Source organism: Actinomadura vinacea (assembly GCF_039532545.1).
Taxonomy (GTDB): Bacteria; Actinomycetota; Actinomycetes; order Streptosporangiales; family Streptosporangiaceae; genus Spirillospora; species Spirillospora vinacea.
Map to the genome: position 1 here is coordinate 263,403 of NZ_BAAARW010000012.1, position 18,577 is coordinate 281,979.

At 72.3% G+C, this 18,577-nt stretch carries 21 protein-coding genes; 11 read left to right on the top strand and 10 right to left on the bottom strand.

What is annotated here, in order from left to right:
- The 4 genes from sodN to ABD340_RS16505 all read left to right on the top strand — a co-directional run bounded on the left by sodN (position 1) and on the right by ABD340_RS16505 (position 2,282).
- Entirely contained in the window at positions 1-402 is a 402-nt protein-coding gene (gene sodN, locus ABD340_RS16490; RefSeq protein WP_344589846.1) for a superoxide dismutase, Ni, read from the top strand.
- Positions 403-456: 54 nt separating this feature from the next.
- On the top strand, positions 457-927 hold the full coding sequence (locus tag ABD340_RS16495; protein WP_344589847.1) for a GNAT family N-acetyltransferase: 471 nt from the start codon (positions 457-459) through the stop codon (positions 925-927).
- Positions 928-1,041: 114 nt separating this feature from the next.
- A complete protein-coding gene (locus ABD340_RS16500) occupies positions 1,042-1,470 on the top strand; it encodes an ATP-binding protein (protein WP_344589848.1) in 429 nt (142 codons plus the stop codon).
- Positions 1,467-2,282, top strand: a complete 816-nt coding sequence (locus tag ABD340_RS16505) for an RNA polymerase sigma factor SigF (RefSeq protein ID WP_425547372.1) — start codon at positions 1,467-1,469, stop codon at positions 2,280-2,282. Before ABD340_RS16500 ends, ABD340_RS16505 begins: the two co-directional genes overlap by 4 nt.
- 20 nt (positions 2,283-2,302) lie before the next feature.
- Here ABD340_RS16505 and ABD340_RS16510 read toward each other — a convergent pair whose 3' ends face one another.
- Positions 2,303-2,752: a hypothetical protein gene (locus ABD340_RS16510; protein ID WP_344589850.1), complete on the bottom strand. Its 450-nt coding sequence runs from the start codon at positions 2,750-2,752 to the stop codon at positions 2,303-2,305.
- Positions 2,753-2,867: 115 nt separating this feature from the next.
- Here ABD340_RS16510 and ABD340_RS16515 point away from each other — a divergent pair, with 115 nt between their 5' ends.
- Together ABD340_RS16515 and ABD340_RS16520 are read left to right on the top strand one after the other, a co-directional pair.
- Positions 2,868-3,800 (top strand): diacylglycerol/lipid kinase family protein, encoded by a 933-nt coding sequence (locus tag ABD340_RS16515; protein WP_344590698.1) that lies wholly within the window; start codon positions 2,868-2,870, stop codon positions 3,798-3,800.
- Positions 3,801-4,096: 296 nt separating this feature from the next.
- Positions 4,097-4,363: a WhiB family transcriptional regulator gene (locus ABD340_RS16520; protein ID WP_344589851.1), complete on the top strand. Its 267-nt coding sequence runs from the start codon at positions 4,097-4,099 to the stop codon at positions 4,361-4,363.
- A gap of 172 nt (positions 4,364-4,535) precedes the next feature.
- On the opposite strand, the gene ABD340_RS16525 is transcribed toward ABD340_RS16520, so the two are convergent.
- Positions 4,536-6,131: a sensor histidine kinase gene (locus ABD340_RS16525; protein WP_344589852.1), complete on the bottom strand. Its 1,596-nt coding sequence runs from the start codon at positions 6,129-6,131 to the stop codon at positions 4,536-4,538.
- Between the two features lie 64 nt (positions 6,132-6,195).
- On the opposite strand from ABD340_RS16525, the gene ABD340_RS16530 reads away from it, so the two are divergent.
- From ABD340_RS16530 to ABD340_RS16540, 3 genes are all read left to right on the top strand, one after another.
- Positions 6,196-7,389: an 8-amino-7-oxononanoate synthase gene (locus ABD340_RS16530; protein ID WP_344589853.1), complete on the top strand. Its 1,194-nt coding sequence runs from the start codon at positions 6,196-6,198 to the stop codon at positions 7,387-7,389.
- Positions 7,390-7,407: 18 nt separating this feature from the next.
- Positions 7,408-8,202: a GntR family transcriptional regulator gene (locus ABD340_RS16535; protein WP_425547373.1), complete on the top strand. Its 795-nt coding sequence runs from the start codon at positions 7,408-7,410 to the stop codon at positions 8,200-8,202.
- Between the two features lie 151 nt (positions 8,203-8,353).
- Positions 8,354-9,013 (top strand): Uma2 family endonuclease, encoded by a 660-nt coding sequence (locus ABD340_RS16540; RefSeq protein WP_344589854.1) that lies wholly within the window; start codon positions 8,354-8,356, stop codon positions 9,011-9,013.
- Positions 9,014-9,019: 6 nt separating this feature from the next.
- On the opposite strand, the gene bioB is transcribed toward ABD340_RS16540, so the two are convergent.
- On the bottom strand, positions 9,020-10,015 hold the full coding sequence (gene bioB / locus ABD340_RS16545) for a biotin synthase BioB (RefSeq protein ID WP_344589855.1): 996 nt from the start codon (positions 10,013-10,015) through the stop codon (positions 9,020-9,022).
- Between the two features lie 24 nt (positions 10,016-10,039).
- Positions 10,040-10,762: a dethiobiotin synthase gene (bioD, locus tag ABD340_RS16550; protein ID WP_344589856.1), complete on the bottom strand. Its 723-nt coding sequence runs from the start codon at positions 10,760-10,762 to the stop codon at positions 10,040-10,042.
- 170 nt (positions 10,763-10,932) lie between these two features.
- Between bioD and ABD340_RS16555 the strand changes: the two genes are divergently transcribed.
- Both ABD340_RS16555 and ABD340_RS16560 read left to right on the top strand, forming a co-directional pair.
- Positions 10,933-11,727 (top strand): hypothetical protein, encoded by a 795-nt coding sequence (locus tag ABD340_RS16555; protein WP_344589857.1) that lies wholly within the window; start codon positions 10,933-10,935, stop codon positions 11,725-11,727.
- Positions 11,728-11,746: 19 nt separating this feature from the next.
- Positions 11,747-12,325, top strand: coding sequence for a GNAT family N-acetyltransferase (locus tag ABD340_RS16560; RefSeq protein WP_344589858.1), 579 nt, complete (start codon positions 11,747-11,749; stop codon positions 12,323-12,325).
- Here ABD340_RS16560 and bsaP read toward each other — a convergent pair.
- The 6 genes from bsaP to ABD340_RS16590 form a co-directional block, all read right to left on the bottom strand.
- The gene (gene bsaP / locus ABD340_RS16565; RefSeq protein ID WP_344589859.1) at positions 12,294-12,509 is read right to left on the bottom strand and encodes a biotin synthase auxiliary protein BsaP; all 216 of its coding nucleotides are present in this window, start codon (positions 12,507-12,509) and stop codon (positions 12,294-12,296) included. The two genes, ABD340_RS16560 and bsaP, sit on opposite strands and share 32 nt — an antisense overlap.
- Positions 12,510-12,511: 2 nt before the next feature.
- The gene (locus ABD340_RS16570; protein ID WP_344589860.1) at positions 12,512-12,724 is read right to left on the bottom strand and encodes a biotin/lipoyl-binding carrier protein; all 213 of its coding nucleotides are present in this window, start codon (positions 12,722-12,724) and stop codon (positions 12,512-12,514) included.
- A 62-nt stretch (positions 12,725-12,786) separates the two neighbouring features.
- Positions 12,787-14,160: an acetyl-CoA carboxylase biotin carboxylase subunit gene (locus ABD340_RS16575; protein WP_344589861.1), complete on the bottom strand. Its 1,374-nt coding sequence runs from the start codon at positions 14,158-14,160 to the stop codon at positions 12,787-12,789.
- Between the two features lie 136 nt (positions 14,161-14,296).
- The gene (locus ABD340_RS16580; protein WP_344589862.1) at positions 14,297-15,673 is read right to left on the bottom strand and encodes an HD-GYP domain-containing protein; all 1,377 of its coding nucleotides are present in this window, start codon (positions 15,671-15,673) and stop codon (positions 14,297-14,299) included.
- A 57-nt stretch (positions 15,674-15,730) separates the two neighbouring features.
- Positions 15,731-17,242, bottom strand: coding sequence for an HD-GYP domain-containing protein (locus ABD340_RS16585; protein ID WP_344589863.1), 1,512 nt, complete (start codon positions 17,240-17,242; stop codon positions 15,731-15,733).
- A gap of 380 nt (positions 17,243-17,622) precedes the next feature.
- Positions 17,623-18,564, bottom strand: a complete 942-nt coding sequence (locus ABD340_RS16590; protein ID WP_344589864.1) for an NAD-dependent epimerase/dehydratase family protein — start codon at positions 18,562-18,564, stop codon at positions 17,623-17,625.
- Positions 18,565-18,577: the final 13 nt, after the last annotated feature.

The window sequence follows — 18,577 nt, forward strand, 5'->3', positions numbered from 1 at the left end:
GTGCTCGTCAACCTTCTGCGCCCGAAGACCACGGTCTCCGCGCACTGCGACCTGCCGTGCGGCGTCTACGACCCGGCGCAGGCCCGCATCGAGGCCGAGTCCGTCAAGGCGATCTGCGAGAAGTACGCCGCCAACGAGGACCCCGTCTTCCGCGCGCGCGCCATCTCGATCAAGGAGCAGCGCTCCCAGTTGGTCAAGGAGCACCTGTGGGTGCTGTGGACCGACTACTTCAAGCCGCCGCACTTCGAGAAGTACCCGCAGCTGCACCAGCTGTTCAACGAGGCGACCAAGCTCGCCGGCGCCGGCGGCACCAAGGGCAGCATGGACGTCAAGGCCGCCGAAGACCTGCTGAGCCGCATCGCGGAGATCGACAAGATCTTCTGGGAGACCAAGCAGGCCTGACGCTCCCGGCGGGGGCCGTACCGGCAGGGACGGCCCCCGTTTAGCCTGTCAGGCATGATTCGGCCTGCGACTCCTGACGATGTGCCCGCCATCCTGCGACTGGTCCGCGATCTCGCGGAGTACGAACGCGCGCTGCACGAGGTGAAGGCCACCGAGGAGGACCTGCGCACCGCCCTGTTCGGCGAGGAGCCGAGGGTCTTCGCGCACGTGGCCGAGCACGACGGCGAGGTCGTCGGATTCGCCCTGTGGTTCCTGACGTTCTCGACCTGGCTGGGCCGCCACGGCATCTACCTGGAAGACCTCTACGTAGACCCCGCCACCAGAGGCCAAGGCCACGGCAAGGCCCTGCTGGCGGAACTCGCCAAGATCGCCGAAGAGCGCGGCTACGGCCGCGTCGAGTGGGCCGTCCTGAACTGGAACACCCCGTCCATCGCCTTCTACGAGTCCCTGGGCGCCCGCCCCCAGGACGAATGGACCACCTACCGCCTGACCGGCGATCCCCTCGCCAAACTCGCCAACACCTGAGGTCGGCCCCGAGCGAGTACAGCTCCGAGAATTATCACCGCGCGCCTAATTCTCCGACTGGGGCTCCTAGGCGGTAGTTTCGATGGCAGCGGGACCATCCTGCGAGGGAGTGACGTGACCGAGGAGACCGCGGCCATGCCGGCCAGTACGAAGTTGTCCGTCCGTGATGTGGTGACGGTGAAGCTGCCCGCCGCCGGGGCGTATCTGTCGGTTCTGAGAACCGCGACCGCGGGGCTGGCCGCCCGCCTCGACTTCACGCTGGACGAGATCGAGGATCTGCGCATCGCCGTCGACGAGGCGTGCGCGATGCTGCTCGCGCAGGCGGTGCCGGGGACGGATCTGACGTGCGAGTTCGAGTTGACGGGAGAGGCGATGCGCATCGCGGTGTCGGTGCTGACCGTGGACGGCGCCGTGCCCAGCCGCGACACCTTCGCCTGGACGGTGCTGTCCTCGCTGGCGGGTGAGGTGGATTCGCAGGTGGGTGCGGACGACCGGGTCACCGTGACGCTGCAGAAGCGCCGCGGCGCGGCGGGGGCCCCGTGACGGAGAAGACGACCGTGGCAGGTGAGACCGGGAGCGAGCGTGCCGAGGGCGCCGTCCCGGACCGGGCCCGTGCCCGGGCCCTGTTCGAGCGCCTCGCCGAGCTGCCGGAGGGCGACCCGGAGCGGCAGCGCATCCGCGACCAGCTGGTGGAGCTGCATCTGCCGCTGGTGGAGTATCTGGCCCGCCGGTTCCGGAACCGGGGCGAGTGGCTGGACGATCTGATCCAGGTCGCCACCATCGGTTTGATCAAGTCGATCGACCGGTTCGATCTGGAGCGCGGGGTGGAGTTCTCCACCTATGCGACGCCGACCATCGTGGGCGAGATCAAGCGGCATTTCCGTGACAAGGGCTGGGCCGTGCGAGTGCCTCGCCGGTTGCAGGAGCTGAAGCTGTCGCTGACGAAGGCGATCAGCGATCTGGCGCAGCGGGAGGGCCGGGCGCCGACGGTGAGCGAGCTGGCGGCGCATCTGCAGATGAGCGAGGAGGAGGTGCTGGAGGGCCTGGAGTCCGCCAACGCCTACTCCACGGTGTCGCTGGACGCGCCGGACTCGGGCGACGAGGACGCGCCCGCGGTGGCCGACTCGCTCGGCATGGTGGACGAGTCGCTGGAGGGCGTGGAGTACCGGGAGTCCCTCAAGCCGCTGCTGGAGAAGCTGCCGGCGCGCGAGAAGAAGATCCTGCTGCTGCGGTTCTTCGGGAACATGACGCAGTCGCAGATCGCGGCGGAGCTGGGGATCTCGCAGATGCACGTGTCGCGGCTGCTGGCTCGGACGCTGGCGCAGCTGCGGGAGGGGCTGACCGCCGACGAGTGAGCGGTCCGCCGGACCGCTCACTATCCACTGTCCTTGCCGTCCTCGCGTGGCGTCGCGGGTGTGCGGGTCTCTTCGGGTTCGTCGTCGTCCTCGGCGCGCTGGACGAGCCAGTCCGTGCTGGGCGGGCTGAGTACGGTGATCAGGGCGAGGACGGCGACCAGGCCGAGGGGGACCGCGATGGCGGGCTGGTCGCTCTGCCACAGGGACCAGGCGATCGGCAGCGCGAAGAGCTGGGTGATCACGGTGGGCGCGCGGCTCCAGGGTTCGGCGCGCAGGAGCCCGCGGGCGCAGGCGAGCATGCCGGCGCCGCCGCCGAGGGCGAACACGGTGACGCCGATGGCGGTGGCCGGGTCCACCGCGGTTCCGTTGATCACCTCCCAGCCCACGAAGAGGCCGGATCCGATCGCGGTGGCGCCCTCCGCTGCCTCGAGGGCGGCGGCGGCGTTCACGGTCTGGGGACGCTTGGGCACGTTCGAAACCCTACTCGCCCGTGGTGCGCGGCCTGTCCCGGCCCGGTGCCGAGTGCAATGCGGTGGTCGTGGCCGGTGCCCGCCGCGCGATGGATACGCTGACGCCGTGCGCGCCATGCTCATCGCCAACCCCAAGGCGACCTCGTCCTCCCGGCGGGCCCGCGACCTTCTGGTGCGGGCGGTCTCCGGCGATCTTGATCTGGATCTGGTGGAGACGGCGTACCGCGGCCATGCGACCGAGCTGGCGAGCCGGGCGGTGGTGGACGGCCACGATGTCGTGATCGCGGTCGGCGGCGACGGGACGGTGAACGAGGCCGTCAACGGGCTGCTGGCCAAGGGCCCGTCGCCGGATCTGCCGGCGCTGGCGGTGCTGCCGTGCGGGAGCGCGAACGTGTTCGCGCGGGCGCTGGGCCTGCCCAACGATCCGGTGGACGCGACGCGGGCGGTGCTGGACGCGCTGCGGGCGGGCCGGCACCGCACCGTGGGGCTGGGGACGGCTACGCACACGGGCGCGGCGAAGCGGTATTTCACCTTCAACGCGGGCGTGGGGTACGACGCCGAGGTGGTCCGGGAGGTGGAGCGGCGGCGGCTGTCGGGGGCGCGGGCGTACCCGTCGCTGTACGTGCGGACGGCGGTGCGGCATTTCTTCGCGGGCACCGACCGGCGGCATCCGGCACTGGCCGTCGAAGTGCCGGGACGGCCCGCCATAACCGGTGTCTTTCTGACACTCATCAGCAATACGGCGCCTTGGACTTTCCTCGGCCCGCTTCCGGTGAATCCGAGTCCGCGGGCGCACTTCCGGACCGGGCTGGACGCGTTCGGGATACGTTCGATGGAGGTGCCGGCGTTCCTGGGAGGGCTGGCCGGGATGCTGACCGCGCGGTCCCGGCCGATCCGCGGACGGGCGGTGCTGAACGTGCACGACGCGGCGGAGATCACGGTGCGCGCGGATCGCCCGGTGGCGTTTCAGCTGGACGGGGACTACCTGGGCGAGGTGGAGTCCATCACGTTCCGGTCGGTGCCGGAGGCCGTGCGCGTCGTCATATGAGCGCGATCATGGGCCCGTTTAACGGGAAAGCAACATCGGCGACCCACTGATGTGACACATGCGACACTCATACTTTGAGAAACGTTTCTCAAAGGTCTTGCGTCCGGCGCCGCCGTTTTGACACGCTCAAAGCGCGCCCGCCGACAGGAAGCCCAGCGCCGTCAGCCTCCTGGTCGAAGCGCCGCAGAACATTCACCCCAGAGCCCCCTACCCGAGCGGCTCGGGGTGGCCGCGACATGTGAACCCGTTCACAAAGTGGAGTCGTCTTCCTCCACGCTGACGAAGGAGTGGACCGCATGGACTGGCGCCACCGCGCAGCCTGCCGTGACGTGGACCCCGAGCTGTTCTTCCCGATCGGCAACACCGGGCCCGCGATCCTGCAGATCGAAGAGGCCAAGCAGGTATGCCGCCGGTGCGATGTCACCGAAGCGTGCCTCGCCTGGGCCCTGGAATCCGGCCAGGACTCGGGCGTCTGGGGCGGCATGGGCGAGGACGAGCGCCGCGCCCTCAAGCGCCGCGCCGCCCGGGCCCGGACCCGCGCCAACCTGAACGCGACCGCCTAGCACCGACCGTCCGGCTCCGACCGCACTCCTTCGAAGACGCAGGAACGGCGGGCACCGCTTCCGAACCCCGAGGTCGGAAAGCATCCGCGCCCGCGACGGCACCCGAGCGGCGATCATCGAGCGCCTTGCCCCACTGGCGGCAGGGCGCTCGCCGCATGCCCGCCCCCCTTTCTCAGCGACGGGGCGGCCCCGGGCGGTGGTCGTGGTCGAGCGGCACGTCCACGACGACCTCCGTGCCCCCGCTGGGCCGCCGCCTGAAGTCGAGCTTGCCGCCCAGCTCGCCCACGATCAGCGTCCGGACGATCTGCAACCCGAGGCTGTCGGTGCTCTCGACGTCGAAGTCGGCGGGCAGGCCCACCCCGTCGTCGGACACCACGACCACCAGGCGCCGGTCCTCGCCGTCCGGGCCGTCCCGGCCCCGGTCGCGGCCGCCGTGCTCCTCGTACCGGTGCGCGACCACCTCCAGCGTCCCGAAACGGTTGGCCAGGCCGTGCTCCAGCGCGTTCTGCAGCAGTTCGGTGAGCGCCATCGCCAGCGGTGTCGCCACTTCGGCGGGCAGCACGCCGAAGCTCCCGGTGCGCTTGGGCGTCACCCGGGTCTCCGGCATCGACACCTCCCCCGCCATCATGATCACCCGATCGGCGATGTCATCGAAGTCGATCAGCTCGTCCGGGGTGTGCGACAGGGTCTCGTGGACGATCGCGATCGAGCCGACCCTGCGCACCGCCTCGTCCAGCGCCGCCCGGCCCTCGGGGATCTGCAGCCGCCGGGCCTGCAGCCGCAGCAGCGCCGCCACCGTCTGCAGGTTGTTCTTCACCCGGTGGTGGATCTCCCGGATGGTGGCGTCCTTGGTCAGCAGCTCCCGGTCCCGCCACCGCAGCTCGGTGACGTCCCGGCACAGCACGACCGCGCCGATCCGGGTGCCGCCGACCACCAGCGGGATCGTGCGCAGCTGCATCACCGAGCCGCGCGCCTCGACCTCCACCTCGCGCGGCGCCCGGCCGCTGAGCAGCGCGGTCAGCGCCTCCTCCAGCGGTTCCCCGGTGTCGCACAGCTGCGTGGTCACCGCGCCGAGCGACTCACCGACGAGGTCGGCGGGGAAGCCCAGGCGGCGGTAGGCCGACTGCGCGTTCGGACTCGCGTACGTCACCCGGCCCGCCCGGTCGAGACGGATCAGGCCGTCCCCCACGCGCGGTGAACGCACCAGGTTGGGCTCCTCGCCGGGGACCGGGAACCGGCCCTCGGCGATCATCTGCGCGAGGTCGCTGGCGCTCTGCAGGTAGGTCAGCTCCAGCCGACTCGGCGTCCGCGCCGAGCTGAGGTTGGTGCTGCGCTGGATGACGCCGAGCAGCTTCACCCCGCGCCGCACCGGGATCGACTCCTCGCGCACCGGGATGCCGCTCCCCCACTCGGGGTCGCCCTCCCGGACGATCCGCCGCTCCCGCCACGCCACGTCGATCAACCCGCGCCGTCCGCTCGCCACCACCTTCCCGACCAGGTCCTCCGGGTAGGCGGTCGGCCCGGTCGTGGGACGCATCTGCGCGATCGCGACCCACCCGTGCACCGCGCCCGGAATCCCCGGGTCGCGGCGGCGCGGGCCCGCCTCGGCGGGCAGCGCGTCCGGCGAGCGCAACGGCACCCACAGCAGCAGGTCCGCGAACGACAGGTCCGCGAGCAGCTGCCAGTCCGACACCAGGGCATGCAGCCACTCCAGATCGGTGTCGGTGAGATCGGTGTGGTCGCGGACCAGATCGCTCAACGTGGGCACGGTTTCATTATGTGGGGAGGGACTCGGTGCCCGGCACGCGCGCCTGGGCTGGCAGGATTCCCCCATGACCTCTGGACGGGACCCCCTGGCCCGCTTGCGGACGGCCGCCGAGCAGCGGGCGACGGCCGGGCTGCGGCGGCGGCTGCGGCCCCGTACCGCCGACCACGGCGGCCTCATCGACCTGGCCTCCAACGACTACCTCGGGCTGTCCCGCGACCCGCGGCTGATCGAGGGCGCGATCGCGGCGGCCCGCGCGTGGGGCACCGGCTCGACCGGATCCCGGCTGGTCACCGGCACCACCGAGCTGCACGCCGAGCTGGACCGGCGGCTGGCCGCGTTCACCGGCAGCGCCGCCGGCCTGGTGTTCTCCTCGGGCTTCCTGGCCAACGTGGGCGCGGTGGCGGGCCTGGCCGGCCCCGGCGACCTGGTGGTCTCCGACCAGGTCAACCACGCCTCCATCGTGGACGCCTGCCGGCTCTCCCGGTCCCGGGTGGAGATCGTCCCGCACCGCGACACCGCCGCCGTCGAGCGGGCGCTGGCCGAGCGGGAGGAGGAGCACGCCCTCGTGGTCACCGACGCCGTGTTCTCCGTGGACGGCGACCTGGCCCCGCTGGCCGGGCTGCACCGCGTCGTCCGGGCGCACGGGGCGCTGCTGGTCGTCGACGAGGCGCACGCGCTGGGCGTGGTCGGCGAGCGCGGGCAGGGCGCCGCGCACGCCGCCGGGCTGGCCGGAGAACCGGACGTGGTGCTGACCCTGACGCTGTCGAAATCGCTGGGCGCGCAGGGCGGCGCGGTGCTGGGCGCGCCCGAGGTGGTCGAGGCGCTGGTCGACACGGGACGGTCGTTCATCTTCGACACCGGGCTGAACCCGCCCGCCGTGGGGGCGGCGCTGGCCGCCCTGGACGTCCTGGACGCCGAACCGGACCTGCCCGGCCGCGCCCGCGAACGGGCCCGCCGGATGGCCGCGATCGCCGCCGGGCTCGGCCTGGAGACCACCGCCGCACCGGCCGCCGCCGTCGTCCCGGTGGTTCTGGGCGAGCCGGAAGCCGCGGTCCGGGGCGCGGAGATCTGCGCCGCGCACGGCGCGCGGGTCGGCTGCTTCCGGCCACCGTCGGTGCCCAAGGGGCGCGCCTGCCTGCGGCTCACCGCCCGCGCCACGGTGGGCGAGGCGGACCTCACAACACTCGAGGAGGCCCTGGCGGGCGTCGCGGGCTCTACCGGCCGTAGTCTCACAGTTAACATCGGGGACAACCGATGATGAACGTGAGGAGAGGCCGTGACGGAGGTCAGGGGCGGGCCCCGGCACGGGGGCGGGTACGAGCGCGCACCACTGAGCGACCTCGGTAGGCACCACTCGGCCCAGGCACCGCGCATCCCGAAGTACTACAAGCTCAAAGAACTGCTGGTCGAGCTGATCCAGTCGCTGCCGCCCGGGGCGCCGCTGCCACCTGAACGGACCCTCGCGGAGAAGTACGAGACCTCGCGCACCACGGTGCGGCAGGCGCTGGCCGAACTGGTCGTCGAGGGCCGGCTCCAGCGCATCCAGGGGAAGGGCACCTTCGTCGCCAAGCCGAAGGTCTCGCAGGAACTCCAGCTGGTCAGCTACACCGAGGACATGCGCCACCACGGCCTGCGTCCGGAGACCCGCATCCTGGAGATCGGCTACGTCAGCGCCGACGAGCGCATGGCCGGGCTCCTCGGCATCCGGCCCGGCGGCCGGGTGCTGCGGATCCACCGGCTGCGCCTGGCCGACGGCGAGGCCATGTCGATCGACACCTCCCACCTCCCGGCCCGCCGCTTCCCCGGCCTGCGCCGCGAGCTGCCCCGGCACCACTCCCTGTACGAGACGCTGGCCACGGCCTACGACGTCCACCTCACCGAGGCCGAGGAGACGATCGAGACCGTCCTGGCGACGCCGCACGACGCCCAGCTGCTCTGCGTGGACGTCGGCCTGCCGCTGCTGCTGCTGTCCAGGCACGCCTTCGACGCCACCGGCCAGCCCGTCGAGTGGGCGCAGTCCCTCTACCGCGGCGACCGCTACAAGTTCATCACCCGCCTCCGCCGCGACTGACCCGCAGCGGTTCGACCACGAGTTCGAACGTTACGGTTACGCTGGGTGCAAGCTTTCCCTACGATGACGGGAGCAGACTGTGAGCGAGAGGTCACAAAAAGTGAGCATCACAGCAAACCCCCCGCACATCACGGTAAATCCCCCGCACATCGTGGAGATCCCCAAGCACAACGCCGTGCTTCCGGACGCCCCGTACGCGCTGTGGGAAAGCGGCGAGCTACACGACCTCCTCCTCCTTCCGCATGACGGAACCCGAGTAGAGATCATCGGAGGAGAGATCGTCGTGTCCCCCGCACCGGTCGTCCCACACGCCAACATCATTCAGGACATCTCCGACGCCTTGGTGAAGGCCCGCCTGATGGACCCGGCGTATCCGTGGGTGTCATCGCAGGGCACGAACCTGACCAGGATCATGACCGGTGACGGCTACATCCCCGATCTCCTGGTGATGGCCCAGGACGTACGCACCGCGGCGGCCAAAGCCCACGCCCCTGGCTTCATGCCCGACGAGGTCGAGATGGTCGTGGAAGTCACGTCCCCCAGTCGCTCGGCACTCGATCGCCCACCGGCGGACCCCCACAGTGAGACGGGCCGAACCAAATGGTCGGGCTACGCCCAAGTGAAGATCGCGTACTACCTCCTCGTCGATCGCTCCCCCAAGGCCGCCAAGACGACCCTCTATTCGATTCCCGCTCAAGACTCGAGCGCCTACCTGCACGAGGAGTCGTGGCCGTTCGGCGAGACGATCCGATTGCCCGAGCCGTTCGACATCGAGGTCGACACGTCCCTGTGGGAGCCGTGGAAGAGCTGACCTCGGTCAGAGGGTCTGGGAGAGGGCCTTGATGGGCATCTGGAGGTCGGTGAGGAGTTCCAGGTCCTGTTCGGCGGGGCGGCCCAAAGTGGTCAGGTAGTTGCCGACGATGATGGCGTTGACGCCGCCCAGCATGCCCTCGCGGGTGCCGAGGTCACCGAGGGTGAGTTCGCGGCCGCCGGCGTAGCGCAGGATGGTGCGGGGCAGGGCGAGCCGGAACGCGGCGATGGTCTTGAGGGCCTCGCCGCCCTCCACGAGCGGGTAGTCGGCGAACGGGGTGCCCGGCCTGGGGGCCAGGAAGTTCAGCGGGACCTCGTCCGGCCCCAGCTCGGCGAGCTGGCCGGCGAACTCGGCGCGCTGCTCGACGGTCTCCCCCATTCCGATGATGCCGCCGCAGCACACCTCCATGCCGGCCTCCTTCACCATGCGGAGGGTGTCCCAGCGCTCCTCCCAGCTGTGCGTGGTGACCACGCTGGGGAAGTGGGAGCGGGCGGTCTCCAGGTTGTGGTTGTAGCGATGCACGCCCATCCCGGCCAGCTCGTCCACCTGCTCCTGGGTGAGCATCCCCAGCGAGCAGGCGATGTTGATCTCGACGGCGTCGTTGATGGCCTTGACGCCCTCGCGCACCTGGGACATCAGGCGCTCGTCCGGGCCGCGGACGGCGGCGACGATGCAGAACTCGGTGGCGCCGGTCTCGGCGGTCTCCTTGGCGGCCTCGACCAGTTCGGGGATGTTCAGCCACACCGCGCGGACCGGCGAGGTGAACTGGCCCGACTGGGAGCAGAAGTGGCAGTCCTCCGGGCAGCCGCCGGTCTTCAGCGAGACGATCCCCTCGACCTCGACCTCGGGCCCGCACCAGCGCATCCGGACCTCGTGGGCGAGGGCGAGCAGCTCCTCGAGACGGTCGTCGGGGAGCGTCAGGCACTCCAGGACCTGCGTGCCGGTCAGCCCGCGGCCCTCGTCGAGCACCTGGCGGCGGGCCACTTCGAGGATGTCGCTCACGAGATCTCCTTCAGTTGCGATGGGTCACGCCGGAAGACCGTTGGCTTCGCGGAAGACTACGGAGTCGAACACGCCCCCGAACGGCGGCGCCAGCGCGCTGTGCGCCGCGAGGAGGAACTCGGCGGGGTCCAGGGAGCCGGCGCCGGCGGGCATCGCTCCGGCCAGCGGACGCGCCGCGATCGTCTCCAGGTCGCGGAGGTTGCTGCGCATGGCCAGGTCGGGCTCGTCCGGCCATGAGCCGAGCACCACCCCGGCGAGCTGGACGCCGCGGTGCGCCATCGCCTCCAGGGTCAGCGCGGTGTGGTTGAGGGTGCCCAGGTCGGGACGGGCCACCACGACCACCGAGGCGCCGAGCCAGCGGGCCAGGTCGGCGACGGTGGCGCCCTCCTCGTCGTAGCGGACCAGCAGGCCGCCGGCGCCCTCGACCAGCACCAGCCGCCGGGTGCGGGACAGTTCCTGGACGCGTTTGGCGACGTCGGCGAGCCGCACCGGGGGCAGTCCCGCGTGCCGGGCCGCCGCGGCGGGCGACAGCGGGTCGGGGAAGCGGGCGAGCTCGTGCAGGTCGTCGATGCCGGCCAGCCGCCGCACCTGCTCGAGGTCGCCGGGCTCGTCCGGCGCCGCCCCGGTCTGGCCGGGCTTGACGACGGCGACCGCCGCGCCGCGGGCGGCCGCCAGCGCCGCCAGGGCGGCGGTGACGATCGTCTTGCCGACCCCGGTGCAGGTTCCGCTCACCACGAGCACGCTCACGAGCGGCACATTAGCGTGCGCGGTCGCGGCGCAGTCCCGCCGGACCCCACAGTCTTGCCCTCACCGGCTTTGTACGGCCCGCCGGTGAAGTGACGGGTAAGGGCATGGAACCGGTCATGGGGGCGCGGCGTCCAAGGTCAATGGCCGATCCATACGTACGCTTGGTGAGCGTGATCGATCGGGGGATCGCCGCCGTCCTGATCGGGGCCGTGGCCCTGGTCGCGTGCGGCGGGCAGGAGCCGGAGACCGGACCGGGAGGCGGTCGCGGCACGGCGCGGCCCGACTCCGGTGAGCCGGTGCTGCGCTGGCGGATGACCGGCGGGATCGCGGGCCTGGGCGGCCCGGGAAGCCTGCCCGACTTCTCGCTGTACGGCGACGGCCGGGCGATCACCGGGCCCCGCGACGGCGCGCCGCCACCGCCGCTCCCGGTGCAGCGCGAATACCGGCTCACACCGGCGGCGCTGCAGCGGCTGCTGGGCGAGGCGCGCGCCGCCGGCCTGGAGCGCTCGCGCACGATCGGGCCCGACCGGATCGCCGACGCGATGGTCCTGGAGATCAGGATGGGCGCGGCCCGTACCAGGATCGTCCAGCCCGAGAGCCAGGCCGGGGCTCCGGCGGTGCGGTTCTGGAAGCGGCTCGATCCCCGGGGCTGGTCGCGCGCCGACCAGGCGGAGCCGTCCCGTCCGTACCGCTCCTCCAGGGTGGCGGTGCTGGCCGGGGAGAGCCCGGCGGCGGGCGGTCAGCGGGTGTCCGACTGGCCGCTGAAGCGTCCGCTGGGACGGGGCGAGCAGGCCGCGGGCGCGCTGTGCACCGTCGTGACCGGCGACGACCGGGACACGGCGGTCAAGCATGTCGCCACCGCGGACGGCGATCACCGCTGGCGCAGCGGCGGCAAGGTGTACTCGGTGCGGCTGCGGCCGTTGCTGCCCGACGAGCGGACCTGCCAGGACGTCGCCAAGACCTGATCCGGGCGGACCGCCCCGTATGGACGCCGACATCCCGGTGGGGCAGAATCTGCCCGTGGTCATGGTCTTGGGGAACGGTGAGCGGAGCGTGCTCGTCCGGAGCGCCCTGCCCGCCGATTACGTGCGGGTCGGCGAGCTGACGGTCGAGGTGTACGTGCGGGGCGGTCTGATCCCGTCCGGCTCCTCCTACGTGACGACGCTGGGCGACGCCGCCGACCGGGCGGCAAAGGCCGAGCTGCTGGTCGCCGAGGTGGCCGGGGAGATCGCCGGGGCCGTCGCCTACTGCCCGTCCGACAGCCCGTACGCCGAGCTGGCCGGGCCGGACGAGGGCGAGTTCCGCATGCTGGCCGTCCTGGAAGGCTCCCGGGGCGGCGGCGTGGGCCGGGCCCTCGTCCAGGCGTGCGTCGACCGGGCGCGGGCGGCCGGGCTGGCCGCGTTGCGGCTGTCGACGCAGCCGAACATGCGGTCCGCGCAGCGGATGTACGAGCGGATGGGGTTCGAGCGCACACCGGGACGGGACTGGAGCCCGGTACCCGGCCTCGAGCTGATGACGTACGCGCTGGCCCTCACGCCGGAGGCGGCACGGGCGCCTGGCTGAGCGGGCCGTGCTCGGAGCAGCGCGCCGTCCAGCCCGCCGGGGTCACCTGGACGACCAGCCGCCGCCGGCACCGGGCGCAGTAGCGCGGGGGCTCCATCCGCCGCGCCGCACGGCACGTCTGGTGGCCGCCGGCATCGGCGGGCTCCCCGCAGCGGTCGCAGTAGGACGGGACATCAACGGACATGATCAGTCCACCACGGCGATGAGGTCGCCGCCCTGGACGACCACGCCCTCTTTGACGGCCAGCTTGGAGACCGTGCCGGGCTCCTCGGCCAGCACCGGGATCTCCATCTTCATGGACTCCAGGATGACGAGCGTGTCGCCCTCCTCCACGGTGTCGCCCTCGGCGACCACGACCTGCCACACGTTGGCGACCATCTCCGCTCTGACCTCGGCCACAACGGGTTCCTTTCTACGAGCGTGTGCATTGGACGGACAATGCGGGTGCGGAGCGGCCGCCGTCACGACGGTGCGCGCATGCGGCCCACGATGCCGGTGTCGTACGCGCCGTCCGCGAACCCGGGCTCGTGGAGCAGCTCGGCCAGGAACGGCAGGTTGGTCCGCACTCCCTCGATGCGGAACGCGTCCACCGCCGCGCGGGCCCGGGCCAGCGCGCCGGCGCGGGTCTCGCCGTGCACGCACAGCTTCGCCAGCAGCGGGTCGTAGTGCGGTGTGACGGTGTTGCCCTCGGCGTATCCGGCGTCGATGCGGATGCCCTCGCCGACCGGCTCCTCCCAGACCTCGATCGTGCCGGGCGCGGGTTGGAACCCGCGCGGGTCCTCGGCGTACACGCGCAGTTCGATCGCGTGCCCGTGCGGCAGGGCTTCGGTGAACGACGGCGGCTCCCCTGCCGCGATCCGCAGCTGCTGCTCGACCAGGTCGATGCCGGTGACCAGCTCGGTGATCGGGTGCTCCGCCTGGAGCCGGGTGTCCATCTCCAGGAAGAAGAACTCCCGCGCGGCCGGGTCGACCAGGAACTCGACCGTCCCGGCGCCGCGGTAGCCGACCGTCTCCCCCGCCCGCACGGCCGCGGCCAGCATCCGCTCGCGCAGCGCGGGCGTGACACCGGTGGACGGGGTCTCCTCGACGACCTTCTGGTGGCGGCGCTGGACCGAGCAGTCCCGCTCGCCCAGCGCGACCACGGTGCCGTCGGCCAGGCCGAGGATCTGCACCTCGACGTGCCGGGCGCCCTCGACGAACCGTTCGAGCATGATGTCGGCCCCGCCGCCGGGCTCCGCACCGTCGCCGGAACGGCCGGCGATGGTGCGCTCGGCGGCGGCGCGGGCGGTCTCGTAGGCCTCGCGGAGCGCGGCCTCGTCGTAGGCGGCGCCCATGCCGATCCCGCCGCCGGCCGCGGCGGCCTTCACCATGACCGGGTAGCCGATCCGCTCGGCCTCCTCCGCGGCGGTGTCGGCGTCGGGCACCGGCTCCCACACCCCGGGCGCGACCGGGACCCCGGCCTCCTTCATCAGGTTCCGGGCGTTGATCTTGTCGCCCAGCCGGGCGATGGCCAGCGGCGGCGGACCGATCCAGCCCAGGCCCGCGTCGACCACCCGGCGGGCGAACCCGGCGTCCTCGGCCAGGAACCCGTACCCGGGGTGGACGGCCCCGGCGTTGGTGCGGCGGGCCGCCTCCATGATCCGGGCGATGTCGAGGTAGCTGAGCGCGGGCGGGGCCGGGCCGATGAGGATCGCCTCGTCGGCCTCGGCGACGAACGGCAGTTCGGCGTCGGCCTCGGAGTACACCGCGATCGCCTTCAGGCCCAGCGCGCGGACGGTGTGGATGATCCGGCTGGCGATCTCACCCCGGTTCGCCACGAGCACGGACTCGTACACCTGCGGAACTCTCCTTCACGATCGGCGGGCGGGGCTTCGCCGCTCGCTGGGCCGAGACTAGCCCGGCGGCGGTCGGCGGGTCCGGCCGCGCGGGCGACAATACCCGCCCATAGTTTTGTCCGGACCCGCCGTTCACCTACAGCCGCGGACGGCGGTCGACGACGCGGCTGAGCGCCTCGACGACCGCCGGATCGTACTCGGCGGCCGAGTCGAGCCGCAGCCGTTCCAGCACGGCCGCGCCGCGGTCGCGGTCGGCGGAGTCGCCGACCAGGTCGTCGTAGGCGTTGGCCACCTTGATGATGCGGCTGGCCAGCGGCGGCGACACCGGACGGTCGGCGGCCGCGGCGCCCTGCTCGCCGGAACGCTGCTCGCCGGAACGCTGCTCGCCGGAGGGCGGCTCGCCGTGCCCGGTCCGGTACGGGTGCGAGGACAGCTGGACGATCGCGGCGACCCGGTCCAGCACGCCGGTCTGCTTGATGACCTCGGCGCCCAGCTCGGCGATGCGGCGCTGTTCGGTGGGCGAGGCCAGCACGGTGGCGCCGCCGGGGATCGGATCGCCGAGCGAGAGCTGGCCGATGTCGTGCATCAGCGCCGCGTACTCCAGCTCGAGCAGCTCCTCCTCGGACATGCCCAGCTCGCGTCCCATCGCGACCGACAGCCGTGACACGCGGCGGGAGTGCCCGGTCTCCACGTAGCCGCCGACCTCGGTGACCCGCGACAGCGCGCGCACGGTCTGCAGGTAGGTGGCGCGGATCCCGGCGTAGCGGCGGAAGGCGAACTGGGTGACCAGGATCGGCGCGGTGAACACCAGCAGCGCCGCGGGGCCCATCACCGTGGTGGCGACCGCGATCAGCATGGCGGTGGCGCTGGTGGCGGCGCACAGCGCGATCTTGGCGCGGATCTCGTCGCGCATCGCGATCCCGAAGCGGGCCCGCACCGCCTCCGCCCGGATCAGTGCGGCGATCATGACGTCGCAGAGGCAGGAGGCCACCACGACCACGACCATCAGGCCCAGCAGCACCTGCCAGTCGAGCCGCAGCGACAGCAGCGGGCGGAAGCACAGCGCGACCATGGCGACGGTGAACAGCCGGCGGGCCATGGCGTCCAGCCGGGGGGTGCGCCCGACCGCGACGTGCGGCAGCGACCCGACCAGCATCCCGACCGCGGTGACGGCCATCACCTGCAGCGGGGAGTGCACGGCCGGGACGACGCCGAGCGGCGCGTCCGGCGGGGCGCCCTCCGGGCCGATCCCGACCAGCAGCGCGTAGCCGATGCCGCCCACGCTGGCGATCGGCGCGACCTCCCGGTTTCCCGGCATGACCATGCGGAACAGCTCGCCCAGCGCGATCAGCACGCCGAAGATCACCGCGACGTCGGCCTGCTCCAGCCCGACCGCGGCGACCTGGGTGACCGCGACCACCACGACCAGGCCGGCGGTGGCGATCAGCAGCAGCTGGCCCGAGTCGATGGTCTGCCAGGCGGCGCGTTCGCGGGTGCGCATCTGGGTGCTCATCGGCTCCTTTTCCTTGCTGGACGGCGGGGCGGCGGGGCAGCGGGGCAGCGGGCCCGGCTAGCCGCGGGCACGGCCGCCCGCGACGTCCCTGGCCGTGTCCCCGCTCCGCCGGCCGGCGTCCGTGCCCGCCTCACTGTTCGCCTCGCCGTCCACGTCGCCGTCCACTGGCCCGTCCGCCTCGTTGGGCGGCGCGTCCTCCGGCGCTCGGCCGGCGGTGCCGTCGGCGCCCGCCTCGGCGGCGACCCGGAGCGGGGTGCTGGGGTCGTCGTGGTCCTGCTGGGTGGTCTCGACGATGTCGTCATCGGGCAGCACGACGGGCTTGGGCGGGTCCCAGCCCTCGCGCTCCAGGGCCCTCAGGAACGCCTCGACCATGTCGGCGTCGAAATGGTCGCCGACGCCGCGGATCAGTTCCTCCACGGCCTCGTCGACCGTACGGGCGGCGCGGTAGGAGCGGGTCGAGGTCATCGAGTCGAACGCGTCGGCCACCGAGATCACCCGGGCGAACTCGGGGATCTCGTCACCGGCCAGCCCCATCGGATAGCCGCGCCCGTTCATCTTCTCGTGGTGGTGCATGATCCCGGCCAGTGCCTCCTCCAGGAACCCGATGTCCCGCACGATCTCCAGTCCCCGCATCGGATGCAGCTGGATCGCCGCGAACTCCTCCTCGGTGAGCGACCCCGACTTCTGGAGGAACTTGGTCGGAACTCCGAGTTTGCCGACGTCGTGCAGCATGCCGGCGTAGCGGATCGCCTCCACCCGGTCGGACCGCATCCCGATCTCCCGGGCGATCATCACCGACCCCCGCGACACCCGCTCCGAATGCCCGCGGGTGTAGTAGTCCTTGGTCTCCACCGCCTGGCACAGCGCCGCCAGCGTCGCCGCATGCGCCTCCTGCTGCGCCCGCGTCTGCTCCAATGCCCAGCGCGCCACGAACAGCGGCAGCAACACCAGCACCGCCGCGAACGGCCCGATCCCCACCCGCGACCACAACCCCGCGATCAACAGGCCGAAGGTGCCGTAACCCAGGCACCCGAACGCTAGCTGGCCGCTCTCGCCCAGCAGCTCGCGCAGCGTGGCCTGCCTGCTCAGCAGCAGGATCCCGGCCACCAGCAGCAGGTTCACCAGGACGAAGGTGACCAGCGCGCCGAGGAACGGCCCGATCACGTGCTCCACCCACTCGGCCTGGCCGGGCTCGAAGCGCCGCCCGCCCAGCACGCCGAAGACCACGCCCGAGGCGTAGCCGCACAGCGCGAACTGAGCGCCGTTGAACACCCGCTTCACCGGCGCGAACAGCCGCTGCCCGGTGACCAGCGCGCACAGCCCCAGCAGCGCCGCGCCCGCCGGGCCGAGCAGCACCACCGACGCCAGGCTCGCCGCGAAGCTCAGCGAGACGCGGGCGCGCTCGATGTTGAGCAGCGCGGGCGCCGAGTCGCAGATGAGGAACAGCACGGCCAGCACGGCCAGCGTGCGCCATTCCATGCCCGCATAGGACGCCGTCGCGATCAGCCCGGCCGCCAGCGCGACCACGCCGCAGACGTACGCCCAGGCAGCGAGAGGTAGTCCACGCATGCCGCCCCCTCGGGAGTGACGTGTCCCCCACCCGGCCGACACGGTGTCACCCGGGGGTTCAACGCGGGCAGCCGCCTGGGCCGGTCGCGCCGCTCCGGCGCGTCAGACCCAGGACACGCCCCTGGTCAAGATCAGCGACGGCGACGCCATGGCATGCCCGATCCGGTCGAGACCGGCGGTCACCACATGCACGAGCACGGCCCGTCGCCTCCCCCGCTTCCCAGGCTCGCCGGACCTTCCGGCCCGGCACTCCCGGGCGAACGCTTCCCCGCCGCCCGGGCACGCATGTGTTCCCGTCGCTGATTCCGGCACAAGCCTAACGCCCGCGGCCCAGGCCACACAGGCAAGCGGAGAATCGTGAGCAAAGTGTGAAGCAAACGTCACCTGGAGTGATCATCCGCGGGCTTCCCGGCCCGTTCCCTGGCCCAGGCGACGGTCGCGGCCAGCCCCTCGCGCAGCGGCGTGCGGGGCGTCCAGCCGAGGTCCGCGCGCGTGCCGGACGGGTCGACCGCCATCGCCGGCAGGTCGCCCAGCCGGGGCGGTGCGAACGCGGGCTCGTCCGGTGCGCCGGCCGCGGCCGCGACCAGTGAGTGCAGCTCGCGGTCGGTCGTTTGCAGGCCGGTGCCGACGTTGTAGCGGCCGCCCCCGCCGCGCCCGTCGACGGCGCGGGCGAAGGCATCGACGACGTCGCGGACGTAGACGTAGTCGCGGGTCTGCCCGCCGTCCCCGAACACCCTGGTGGGACGGCCCGCCAGCAGCGCGTCGGTGAAGATCGAGATGACGCCGGCCTCGCCCTCGGGGGTCTGCCTGGGCCCGTACACGTTGGCCAGCGTGAGGATGGTGAAGTCGAGGCCGTGCAGGGCGCGGTAGGTGCGCGCGTAGACCTCGCCGGTGACCTTGGACGCCGCGTACGGCGAAGCGGGGCGCAGTTCGGCGCCCGCCGGGACGGGCAGCGCGTCCGGTACGCCGTAGACCGCGCAGCTGGAGGTGAAGACGACCTTGCGGGCCCCGGCGGACCGCGCCGCCTCCAGCACGTTGGCGGTGCCGAGCACGTTGGTGCGGGCGTCGGCGAGCGGATCGGCGACGCTGGCGCGCACGCTGACCTGCGCCGCCAGATGGCAGATCACCTCGGGCGGGCGGCCGGCGACCCGGTCCGCCAGCGCCGGATCGGCCACGTCCATGCGCCACAGCTCGACGTCGGGACGGGTGTTGGAGCCCGACGACAGATCGTCCAGGGCGATGACCTCGTGGCCGTCGGCCAGCAGCCGGTCGACCAGATGGGATCCGATGAAGCCGGCCGCACCGGTGACGAGAACGCGCACGCGAGCACGATAC

Bases quoted from the DNA above. Each gene is read 5' to 3' on its own strand.
- ABD340_RS16495 (WP_344589847.1), top strand. From the start codon at position 457: ATGATTCGGCCTGCGACTCCTGACGATGTGCCCGCCATCCTGCGACTG.
- ABD340_RS16515 (WP_344590698.1), top strand. From the start codon at position 2,868: ATGCTCATCGCCAACCCCAAGGCGACCTCGTCCTCCCGGCGGGCCCGC.
- ABD340_RS16520 (WP_344589851.1), top strand. From the start codon at position 4,097: ATGGACTGGCGCCACCGCGCAGCCTGCCGTGACGTGGACCCCGAGCTG.
- ABD340_RS16530 (WP_344589853.1), top strand. From the start codon at position 6,196: ATGACCTCTGGACGGGACCCCCTGGCCCGCTTGCGGACGGCCGCCGAG.
- ABD340_RS16560 (WP_344589858.1), top strand. From the start codon at position 11,747: ATGGACGCCGACATCCCGGTGGGGCAGAATCTGCCCGTGGTCATGGTC.
- bsaP (WP_344589859.1), bottom strand. From the start codon at position 12,509: ATGTCCGTTGATGTCCCGTCCTACTGCGACCGCTGCGGGGAGCCCGCC.
- ABD340_RS16580 (WP_344589862.1), bottom strand. From the start codon at position 15,673: ATGAGCACCCAGATGCGCACCCGCGAACGCGCCGCCTGGCAGACCATC.
- ABD340_RS16585 (WP_344589863.1), bottom strand. From the start codon at position 17,242: ATGCGTGGACTACCTCTCGCTGCCTGGGCGTACGTCTGCGGCGTGGTC.